The 12,049-nt window shown below is 37.9% G+C and carries 5 protein-coding genes; 4 read left to right on the top strand and 1 reads right to left on the bottom strand.

What is annotated here, in order from left to right; translation table 11 throughout:
* The first annotated feature begins 18 nt into the window (after positions 1 to 18).
* The 4 genes from ACFIO3_RS03945 to ACFIO3_RS03930 all read left to right on the top strand — a co-directional run bounded on the left by ACFIO3_RS03945 (position 19) and on the right by ACFIO3_RS03930 (position 10,788).
* Positions 19 to 2,472, top strand: coding sequence for an autotransporter outer membrane beta-barrel domain-containing protein (locus ACFIO3_RS03945; RefSeq protein WP_375608495.1), 2,454 nt, complete (start codon positions 19 to 21; stop codon positions 2,470 to 2,472).
* A 523-nt stretch (positions 2,473 to 2,995) separates the two neighbouring features.
* Positions 2,996 to 5,419, top strand: coding sequence for an autotransporter outer membrane beta-barrel domain-containing protein (locus ACFIO3_RS03940; RefSeq protein WP_375608494.1), 2,424 nt, complete (start codon positions 2,996 to 2,998; stop codon positions 5,417 to 5,419).
* A 145-nt stretch (positions 5,420 to 5,564) separates the two neighbouring features.
* Positions 5,565 to 7,511: an autotransporter outer membrane beta-barrel domain-containing protein gene (locus ACFIO3_RS03935; protein ID WP_375608493.1), complete on the top strand. Its 1,947-nt coding sequence runs from the start codon at positions 5,565 to 5,567 to the stop codon at positions 7,509 to 7,511.
* Positions 7,512 to 7,647: 136 nt separating this feature from the next.
* A complete protein-coding gene (locus ACFIO3_RS03930; RefSeq protein ID WP_375704124.1) occupies positions 7,648 to 10,788 on the top strand; it encodes an autotransporter outer membrane beta-barrel domain-containing protein in 3,141 nt (1,046 codons plus the stop codon).
* A 919-nt stretch (positions 10,789 to 11,707) separates the two neighbouring features.
* On the opposite strand, the gene ACFIO3_RS03925 is transcribed toward ACFIO3_RS03930, so the two are convergent.
* The coding region (locus tag ACFIO3_RS03925) for a flagellar protein FlgN (RefSeq protein ID WP_375704123.1) at positions 11,708 to 12,049 on the bottom strand (342 nt) is incomplete at its 5' end.

The following is a 12,049-nucleotide window of genomic DNA, read 5'->3' as shown; positions in this document are numbered from 1 at the left end:
AATACTAAAGGCATATCTATGTGTAAGAAATATATTTATAAGAAAAATTTTTTGTTATGTACAATTGCTGGAACTTTCATTTTTTCTCATTTCGGTTCAACTTATGCAAATACACAACCTCCTGAAATTATTAATGAGTTTGAGCTGGGTAAAGGAGAGGAAAAGACTCTTAATAATGTTTTTATCCGCAATAAGAAAACTGGGGTTTCTACGACTGAAAAAGCGATTGCCACAATTACAAACTCAACAATACACACAGAGTCAGTTGCTTTTTCCGCATCAAAAGGTGGGCAAATTCACGCGAAAAGAATTGATGCGAATTCAATATACAAAGGTTTAGAAACTAAAAACGGTATAATCAATATTGAAGATTCAATCATAACCGTTCAAAGAGCTGGAGGGGGCGGTATCGTTCTTTATGAAACCCCAAAAAGTGACGTAAAAGAAGGTGAAAATGTTGTCAATAGGATTAATCTTACCAAGAGCAAACTTCTTGTGAAAGATGGTGTCGGTATTCGGGGTCCTTATGGTTCAAAATCTGTTGCTGAAATTTCCCTTAAAGATTCGGAAATTCGGGCTGATGTTTTATTGAGAAATAAAACCAGACGTAAATATTATGATGACGATACTCTTCCTGTCTCTCTTACATTAACCGCGAATAATTCGATTCTAGAAGGAAGAGCAAGAACCTTAAAAATAAATACAACGACTCTTTCTCTGATCAACAACAGCAAATGGTACTTAAAAGTCAGTCAAGAGGACTCAGATACTGATTTTAATACTTTTAATTTCGATCTCAGTGACCTTAAACAACGAGCACTTTCTACTGTTTCAGTACTAAATCTTAATAATAGCTCTATTATATTTAACGCACCGTCTGCTAATGTAACATCTGCTTTGGGAAAGGGGCAATATCAGATCTTGAGTGTAGGGAAAACTGCTGAGGTTTATGAATCACGAGACAATATGGTCCCTACTGTAGAAACAGCCTATTATGCAACGGGTAATGCAAGGTTGTATTTCAATACCGAGTGGAGTGATGGTTTAGAAACAGAACAACAAAAAACTGACCGCCTTCTTATTCATGGAAATATCTCTGGAACCACAACAATTTATTTTAATCATCTTTCAAACAATAGAAAATCAGAGACTGAGGATTCCCTTCCCTTAAACGCACGGGGACTTTCACTCATTCAAGTCTCTGGACAAGCAAATGAAACATCCTTCAAGCTGGCAAATGGCTATGTCACAATGGCGGGATTGCCTTATCAATATGTACTCAACGTTTATGGGCCAACCTCAAGTCGTGGAAAAGCAGAGAGCACACAAAGCCTCTTGGGAAGTGTATCTCAGGAATCAGAAGAAAACACCCTTAAAGACTACACAAGCTATGTTATAAACGGAAATGCTCTTGAAGGGATTTTAAAAGATAAAAAAAATGCGCAAGATGAAGATTTCTGGGATTTCCGCTTGCAAAGTGCTACACTTGATAATGAAGGAAAGATTAGAGCCCTTGTTCCTCAAGTGGCAAGCTATTTGGTGTTGCCCAGCGCTGTATTTTCCACAGGACTTTCTGATGTAAGCAATCAAAATGCATTATTAGACGATATGCGAACAACAGCATCGGAAACAAAAAATCATAAAAATAAAGGGCTTTTCTTATCTTCTTATGGCAATAAGATGACATTATCCTCTAGCCGCACTCCATTGCAATATGGTTATGGTGCTGATGTTCACTATGCTGCTTTACAAGCAGGCGTTACATTAGCAGCACTAGAAGAACAAAACATCGCCGTAAATTTGGGTCTTTTGGGTACATATGGGAGATTGTCCTTCACTCCAAAAGATATGGAAGGTGCTGATAAAAGTACACTCAATAAATGGTCTCTTACTGCATATAGTCGCTTCCACCATAATAATGGCTTCTACGTCAATGCGCTCTTCTCTTATGGAATTCTCAAGGGAAATGTCACTACAGCTCTTATAGGCAAGACGGCAGAATTAACTGACGCTGATACATTTAGCGTATCAGCAACCATTGGACAAAAATTTGAAACCAGTACGAAAGGATTGGCCTTTGAACCACACGCTCAAGTTGTTTATCAAAGTCTTATGCTTGGCATACTCTCAGATGTTGATGGTTTTGATGTGAATATGGGCAATCCCCATCAATGGTTGGTGCGTGTTGGTGGACGCTTAACGCAAACAACGCTTCCTACTGAGGGAGGTGGTATTTTCTCTTTCTATGGTAAATTGAATATTGTTAAGGCTTTTTCTAACAATGCCACCATACAGATTGGGGATACGTTCCACTTTGATTCTATGGGATCTGCCATTGAAGGTGGACTTGGTGTGAATGCACAATTATCACAAAATATTGCCTTTCATGCTGATGTTAATTATCAACAGAAACTTCAAAAAGCTGGTGTATCTGGAATAAATGTGTCTGGTGGAATACGCTACCACTTTTAAAAATTTCTGATCGTTATTTTTAAAATATAAGCAGCGCTGAAATAGAAACAGCGCTGCTTAGTTTTGTAAATCGTAAAAAGTGCCATCGGTTGAAAAATTGTTAAGTATTTACCCAAAAAAGAAATATTTTGACTTTTTTAGTTATATTTAGACAGCGTAACGAATTACTTATTCTTTATACAGAAAAAATCTACTCAAAATTTTTCACAAGCGTAATAATATATCTTTCATCTTAATTCTAAAAAACTCTCATGATAATAAGCTCTATTCGCTGAAGGTGAATTCATAGCATTGTTTGAACATGGATTTACTAAATCTATGTTTTTGGGGAATGTTTTTCACTAATCTACATTAGCAGATCAAAAGTGTTCCCAAAGCAAATCTTCAAACTATAGAGAACACCACATAATATTTCGTTTTGTTCTTTACATAAAAAACATTATGATATAAAAATCGTTAAAGTACTTGCGCCATCAGGGGAATGAAGTAAGCATCAAAGCATACCAATACTAAAGGCATATCTATGTGTAAGAAATTTATTTATAAGAAAAATCTTTTGTTATGTACAATTGCTGGAACTTTCATTTTTTCTCATTTCGGTTCAACTTATGCAAATACACAACCTTCTATAATGAGCGTGGTTCGTGCGGATAAGGCAGAAGAAGAAAAGGTCTTAAAAAATGTTTTTGTCCGTAGTAACTATAATGCAGTCGTCGCTGATGACAAAGCCTTTATTATCATTAAAAACTCAACAATGCGCTCCAATAGTGTTTTGCTTTCTGCAGCCACAGGTGGACGCATTCATGCTAAAGAAATTGTGGGAAAAGCAGGAACGCATGGTTTAGAAATTGCCAATGGGACAATCCATGTTGAAGATTCAATCATAACCGTCACAGGACATCATAAAAATTATGGTATTCGTTTTGACTACATCTCAGATTCTTACGTAAAAGAGGGAGAACAGGTCGTCAATAAGGCGATTTTTACCAACACAAAACTTTTGATGTCAGATGGTATTGGTATTGCGGGACCGTATTCGTCTAAATCTGTTGCTGAGGTTTTTCTTAAAAATTCAGAAATTCGTGCTGATATGTTGTTGAAGAATAAAAGCGTACCGGAGGATACTAAGCCTAAGACTCTCGTATTAACCGCTGATGATTCAATTATGGAAGGAAAAGTAAAAACCTTTACTGAAAATACGACGATTTTTACTCTGAACAATGGCAGCAAGTGGCACTTGAAAATTAGTCCATTTGAAGTAGAAGACGAATACAGCTCATCTCATTCGTACAAACTCATTGACATTAAACAACGAGCACAATCTGTTGTTTCAATTCTAAACCTTAATGACAGCTCTATCATATTTAATACCCCGCATGATTTAGTAGAAAACCATTATCAAACCTTAAATGTGGGAAGACATCCACAAAAAGCAGAGCAAAACAGAAGCTCCGATGCAGCAACAGTTTACAATGCAACAGGCGAGGCAAGAATTTACTTTAATACCAAATGGAGTAATGGTCTTACAAAAGAACAACAAAGAACTGACCGTGTTCTCATTCGTGGTGATGTCTCAGGTACCACAAAGATCTATTTCAATAATCTTTCAAAGCATGCAGAATCATCCAATGAAGAAGCAGATGATTCAATTGCTTTAAATATGCGTGGGCTCTCACTCATTCAAGTATCTGGGCAAGCAAATGAGGATTCCTTCAAACTTGCCCATGGCTACACCACAATGGGGGGCTTACCTTATAAATATATACTCAATGGCTATGGACCAACCTCCAGCCTTGGGAAAGCCGATAGTGCACAAAGTCATTTAAGCGGAAGAGCGCAAGAATCAAAAGAAAAAGATGCACAAGATACCAATGCATCAGCCATTGGAAAGGAAAACAACGTACAAGTGCTCTTGGAAGAAGATGAAAATTTCTGGGATTTCCGCTTGCAAAATGCAACCCTCGATGATGAAGGAAAAATCAAAGCTCTTGTTCCGCAGATGGCAAGCTATTTGGTGATGAGTAACGCACTGTTCTCCACTGGATTAGCTGATGTAAGCAATCAAAATACACTGTTAGATAATATGCACTCAACAGTTTTGGGATTAGAAGGTCATAAAAAGAAAGGGATCTTCTTATCAACTTATGGCAGCAAGGTCACATTATCTTCCAGCCGTAGTTCATTGGAATATGGTTATGGTGCGGATGTTCATTATGCTGCTTTACAAGCAGGCATGACATTAGCAACGCTAGAAAATCAAAACATTACCGCGAATTTTGGTCTTTTAGGTACCTATGGAAAGCTCTCTTTTACGCCAAAGGATATGGAAGGCTGTGACAAAAGCACTCTGGAGAAGCGCTCTTTGACGGCCTATGGTGATCTCCAGCATGACAATGGTCTCTATGTTAACGCACTTTTCTCTTATGGCATTTTAAACGGGCATATTACGACAGCCCTTATCGGCAACACCACAGAGTTAAAAAATACGGATATATTGAATATATCAGCGACCATTGGACAAAAACTAGCGACCGGTGTTGAAGGATTGGCCTTTGAACCACAAGCGCAACTTATTTATCAACATATTGCCTTTGGAACACTTTCAGATGTCGATGGTTTCCAGGTTAATATAAAGCCCCCCCATCAATGGTTGGTTCGTATTGGAGGGCGTTTAGCAAAAATAATACTTCCCTCTGAAAACGATCGTGTTCTTTCTTTTTATGGTAAATTGAACGTCATTAAAGCTTTTGGTGAGAAAAACACAATTGATATTGTTGATTCTTTCCATCTCGATTCTATGGGCTCTTCTCTTGAAGGGGGACTTGGTGTTAACGCGCAACTTTCCCAAAATTTCGCACTTCATGCTGACGTTAATTACCAACATAAACTCCAAAAAGCTGGAATCTCTGGAATTAATTTTTCCGGTGGAATGCGTTATCGCTTTTAGAAATCTTAGCTTTCTCTTTTGACACATAAGCAGCGCTGAAATGTAAGCAGTGCTGCTTATCTTTGTCACATTACAAAAAATTGTAATGTGTCAAAGAGTGGTTCATTTTTATTTAAAAAAGAAAAATATCTTAAGGGACATTTCTATGCGTAGAAATTTTTTGTTATGTACAACTGCTTGTACTTTGTTTTTTTCTTCTTTTACCTTCACATCTACCAGCACCGCCTCTAGCCTAAGCCCTGAGGAACGCCATGCCCTTGAGGAAATTATCAAATTACCTCAACAATATCGCCATGCCATTGATTTAATAAACACACCAACACAAGCGGAAAAAAATCTTGAAAAGATAGCCTCTGGCGCCATGATGGAAGATAATGCGCACTTCAACCAAGCACTTGAAAATCATATGGATCGTGTAAGAGATACAATTAACAGCTCTTTTGCAGGTGCAGGTCGTTATGGTTCTGGTGCTCATATAAACGTGGTGAACCGTGAAATGGATAATATACGTGCCCAAACCATGGCAAACAAACACCATCAAGATATGCAAATCATGATGCAAGCTAATGTGCAGCTTGACCAATTACGTCAGAACAGGTTGATAAAGGCAGAAAATTTATTACGTGGTTACAACAAAGCAGTTTCCGATGCTGCAAAGGCAGCAAAAATTCTTGATGCTGATAATCAACGGCGTATTAATGCCGCGCGCCAACAATGGACAACACAAAACAATCGCGATTGGCACAAACTGCAAAATAAAGCAGAAATATTACATAAAGCAGCACAAGTAGATAGTGCGTTACAAGGACAAAACAAAGAACTTTCTGATGCTTTACGCAAAGCAGTATTAGAGACTTTGAACGCGGATGGAATAACCAACGTGGAGAGAAAAGAAAAAACATCCCCTCCTCCAAAGGACACTTCATCCACAAGAACAAAGCATGGAATTACACGGCCTACAATAAATGAGAATTCGCAGTCTCATCTTGATCCTAAAACGAACACCACTCCCTCAGTATCGAAAACGACTCTTGACACCCCCTCAGAAGCTCATGCGAAATTACTCTCAAAGGATGATAGCACCGCTACCGCTGATACACAGAACATCTCTAAACTTACAGCGGATAAAGCAATGCCTACTTCTCTTGATGAAACAGAAAAAAGAACAACTCTTACAGCACAAGTAGAAAGTTCTTTAACTATGCCTATTGCGATGTTTGCTGTTGGAGTTGCTGATGTTAACAATCAAAATATCTTGTTAGACAATATGCAAATAACAATGTTTGAACCCAAAGATCATCAAGAGAGAGGAATTTTCTTATCTACTTATGGCAATAAGAGTGCGTTTTCTTCCAAAGCTCCTACAAAACAAGATGGCGTTCAAGCGGATATCCGCTATGCTGCCTTGCAAGCAGGTGCAACATTAATAGCGCTAGAAGATCAAAACATCAGCACCAATTTTGGTTTTTTCGGAACATATGGGAAATTGTCTTTTGCTCCTAAAAACAAAGAAAGCTCTCTTAAGAAGATGCTTGATAAATGGTCCCTCACCACATATGGAAATATCCAGCATGACAGTGGCATCTATGCAAGTGCATTTCTCTCTTATGGAATGTTCAAAGACAATATTACCGCAGGTAACATCAAGCATACCCTAAAAGTAAATAATAGAAAAACATTAGGGGCTGCTGCAACTGTTGGTCAAAAACTATCAACCAGTTTTGAAGGTGTCATCCTAGAACCGCAAGTACAACTTGTTTATCAACGTCTCCTGCTTGGCTCTTTCTCAGATGAAGATAACTCTAAAATGAATATCAGAAAACCTGATCAATGGTTGCTTCGTATTGGCGGACGTTTAACGCAAAACAAAGGTCATGCCGTTTCCTTCTATAGCAGACTGAATATGACCAAAACTTTTAGTAAAAGCTTTCCGCTTGCTGCTATGGGATCTTTAATTGAAGGTGGTGTTGGTATTCACGCACACTTATCACAAAATATTCAGCTTCATAGTGATCTCAGCTATCAACATAAATTCAAAAAAGTTGGCATATCTGGAATAAGTATTTCCTGCGGAATGCGCTATCACTTTTAAAAATACTTGTATTCCTTATCTTGAAATATGAATAGATCTCATTATGTTTCGTTTTGTCTCTTACAAAAGAGACATAATGAGGTCAAAGTTTTACTTTTTATGAGAGAGGGGGGAAATATTTTAGGAATACATCCATATGAAAAAAAGCTTCTTACTATACACAGTTTCCGGAGTTCTGTTTTGTTCTTCCACCAGTTTGTCTTATGCTATTCATGCTATGACTCCAACGATAGATCTCTCTTCTCCCCCGACAACATCTGACTCTACAAGAACGATCATCCCCCCTCATCTTACCGGAGATGAACCTACAAAGTCTACTCCTACAAGAATTGTCGCTCCTCACATGCAACTTGGAGAAAAATTAAGGAGATATACGCGCTCTTCATATGGAGAAACGACACATTCTTTAACACACCCCCAACCATCTGAACACCCTACAAAGCCTACTCCCTCTACAGACTCTTCTGAAAAAATTAACACTCCCCCAACAAAAATGGAAGTAAAGTCTCGAAGACGTTCAGGAGCCCCCACCTCTTCTACAGACTCGTCCAGCGAAAAGACGCCTCCAAATTCTGCTGTCTCTTCACAATCAGAAGCGACACAATCTGCACCCAATTTACAACCAACACCTGCAAACTCTGACCCCACAAATTCGGGACTTACAAAACCAACAAAAGAGCAATCACCAGAGCCTCAAGGATCAGAACCCAGACAGCGAATACTTTTAAGACCAGAAGCGGATACACAAAAAGTATCTAAAAACTCTGAACCTCAAAAATCAGAATCTACAAGACCAACAGCAGAACAATCACCGACGCCTAATACATCAAAGTTCTCAGCAATATCTGTCAGACCAGATGCTGGAAAATCGACATCACAGGGTGCATCAGAATCTGTAAAACAAGTGCCCACACAATCTGCATCTGCACAAAAAATATCTGAAAAATCAGAGCTTACACAACCAATATCCCCCATAAAACAGCCTGAAAATCCGGCAAAAATTGAGGATATAAGCGCTGGAGTTGAAGCTAAAAACGGTAAGAACATAACTCTGCATAACAAAAAAATTCAAGACAGGGTGATTGCTATCCATGCAGAGGGGAGTAATTCCAAAGTCAACCTCATAGGAGGAATAATTGATGCGGGTTTTGTTGCACTAAGTGTATCAGATGGTGGAGAAATTGATGCCACTGGTATTACTGCAACAGCAGAAACAACTGGTTTGACCAACATAGAGGGGATAATCAATCTTAAAGATTCAAGCCTCCATGTCACAGGAAATTATGAAGCGAATGGTATTGTTTTCCGCAATAATCCATATCGTGCCTCTAGGAAACGGTATACACGCAATGCTGAAAAAAATGTCAACACCGTTCAAGAACAAGATATTGCGAGTAAAATAAATCTAGAGAATACGAAGCTTCTCGTTGACCATGGAGTTGGTATCAACCTTTATGGAGCAAACACAAACGGTGAAGTTAGCCTTAAAAATTCAAAAATTCATGCCGATGTTTTATTAAAAAATATACAAAACGAAAGCGGATCCACAAACACCCTTACACTGGTTGCGGATCACTCTTCTTTAGAAGGTCGGGTAAGAACTTCTCAAAATAATAGAACAATTTTTGATCTAAAAGAAGAGACAAAATGGTTCTTAAAGCCAAATAAAAACGCCGTAAATAATGATAATGTTTCAGATGATGATACTGCTTTAGATGACTATAGACAGTTTGGTCTTGATGAAAAATCATATTCTAACCTTTCTGTATTGCGCCTTACAAACAGCGCCATTATGTTTGAGAAGCCCATGGAGAGACATTACCAAACTTTATTTATAGGGTCTAATCTTTCGCAAGAAGATGAAACAGCTCACACAGCAGCAGTTTATAGTGCAACAGGTATTGCAGAGATTTATGTCAACACGCAATGGAACAAACATTCTCCTATCACTGAGCAACAAACTGATCGCCTTGTGATTAATGGTGATGTCTCAGGGAATACTGTTGTTCACATTAATCTGCAAGAAACAGATAAAAAAATAACCGATAGCGCTGCTGTTTGGGGAGAACACATGGCGTCACTCCCTTTAGGAACCCATGGAATTTCAATCATTCAAGTTTCCGGACAAGCAAATGAAAATTCCTTCACATTAGCAGGAAACTATATGACAATAGGTGGACAACCTTATAAATATGTACTCAAAGGCTATAAACCTGGAACATCTCATGAGAGCCAAAGTCTTTTGGGCAACAATAGTAATTTCTGGGATTTCCGCTTACAGAATGCCTATATTGATAACGATAAAAAAGTTCGAGCGCTTTTACCACAGGTGGCAAACTATTTAACCCTGCCTAATACTTTATTTTCTGCTGGATTTGCTGATGTAAACAATCAAAACACATTGTTAGATGCTATGCGGACAACAGTATTTGGAGCAGAAGATAATAAAAAGAATAATCTCTTTTTCTCCTCTTACGGCGAAAAAGTCTCTTTATCTTCCAACCGCAATCCACTGCGCTATGGTTATGATGCTGATGTAAACTATGGAGCTTTACAATTGGGGATCATATTAGCCGCCTTAGAAAGTAAAGACATAAGCACACATTTTGGTCTTTTAGGAACGTACGGAAAGCTTTCCTTTACGCCAAAAGAAATGCAAGATTCTGAAAAGACAACGCTTGATAAATGGTCACTTACCGCTTATAGCGGCATCCAGCATAGCAATGGTATATATGTCAACGCTCTTCTTTCTTACGGAACCTTAAAAGGAAATATTACCACAGCTCTTGTTGGGAATGCCGCAAAATTAGATGGTACCGAGATGCTTAATATATCTGCAACCATTGGTCAGAAATTAGCAACCGATACAAAAGGGCTGGTCTTTGAACCACAAGCTCAATTCATTTATCAAAATCTCATATTTGATATTTTCTCAGATACCAATGGCTTAAAAGTAGACATGGGCAATCCACATCAATGGTTGATCCGTTTTGGTGGACGTTTAACAAAAACGATAATGACTGTTGAAGAAAACAAAGCTGTTTCCTTCTATGGTAAAATGAATGTTATCAGAACTTTTGGCGATGGTAAAACAATAAAAATTGCTGATACTTTTCATGTTGATCCTACCGGCTCTTCAGTTGAGGGAGGCATGGGGGTGAATGCATATCTTTCTCAAAATATTGTACTAAACGCCGATATCAGCTATCGGCAGAAACTGCAAAAAGCCGGTGTATCTGGCACCAATTTGTCTGGCGGAATACGTTATCGTTTCTAAAAGCAGAAAGCAAACTTAAATAAAAAAGCAGCATAAAGTGCTGCTTTTTTATTGAAACTCATATTTTTTAAATTCTCAAAAATCATTATCACATCAAAAAAGATATTAACTTATAATGCTTTTTTTCATATTGAATAAAAAACCGAATACCATAGTACTTTCTCACTTCTAACCTGTTCCATGTTTTAACAACAAAAACCATTCGCTTGCACATCACAAGCAGGAGCGTTGGTGTATAGATAAAAACTATTTAAGAAAGGACTAAAAATGCCTCTTATGAACCGTCTCAAGTGCCAAGGACTGTCGCAATATTGGAAGCTGAAAATAGTGTGATGGTTCCGGGTTACAACCACTGATATAAATGTGTCTCCTAAATACACTTAATTTGTGATTTATGTAATAGATAATCAATTGATTTATAATGAATAAATAATATTTTTTTAACTTTTACGCAGATTCCAGAAACTCACTACTTCATATCACCACACCTTAAAGGGCAGTACTCCATGAGGCTTATAGGTAATATTCATGAGCATACTCTAAAAAGACTTAATGTGTAAAACCTGACATTACCACATGTCAAAGGAAGCTGTTTCATAAGACATCATGGGATGTCCTAAATATTCTCTTGACCTCCTCCCAAAACTAAAAAATGAAGTTCCCTATCCTCTCAATCTGTAAACAATCCGCCTTCTCTTAAACGGCTTTCACTTGGCTTCCCACAGCGTGCAGTTGATATCATCACACCTCAAAGGAGGCTATTTTAAAGACATTATTTTCGGCACAACAAAACGATAATAATTTAAATACCTCAACGCGTTTAAAACATGGACACTCAACAAACACATTCTTTATTCAAACCAGCGCTCTATCTCATCATTGTCATCACTTAGAACAACCGATATTGATCAATTTTGGATTATTCCTCTGTTTCTTTTACACGGCCAGATATTTGCATGGCTCGCGAAAGATCATTGACTGCATCTAAATGCGTTTGAAGCAATTTACTATTACGCTGTAATTTTTCTTGTAAATCAGACAACAAACTTTCGACCTCATTCTCAATATCTTGATTCATGTAGCGCTTCACATCACTCATGGATTTATTAAGATCACGCAAACCACGTATTTTACATAAATTGATTTCTTCGTAATCTGGAACACCACTGCTCTCTAGCATATTGCTTTCATAATCAACCACTTGTGCTAATCCTTTAACAGCAGCAACAAATTTTGTCATCGCCCAATCACGATCAATAAG

The sequence above is a fragment of the Bartonella sp. AD328YNZD genome (assembly GCF_042196425.1).
This window is presented reverse-complemented; position numbering and strand designations above follow the sequence as displayed.

Coding starts and splice junctions, on each gene's coding strand:
- ACFIO3_RS03945 (WP_375608495.1), top strand. CDS start 19: ATGTGTAAGAAATATATTTATAAGAAAAATTTTTTGTTATGTACAATT.
- ACFIO3_RS03940 (WP_375608494.1), top strand. CDS start 2,996: ATGTGTAAGAAATTTATTTATAAGAAAAATCTTTTGTTATGTACAATT.
- ACFIO3_RS03935 (WP_375608493.1), top strand. CDS start 5,565: ATGCGTAGAAATTTTTTGTTATGTACAACTGCTTGTACTTTGTTTTTT.
- ACFIO3_RS03930 (WP_375704124.1), top strand. CDS start 7,648: ATGAAAAAAAGCTTCTTACTATACACAGTTTCCGGAGTTCTGTTTTGT.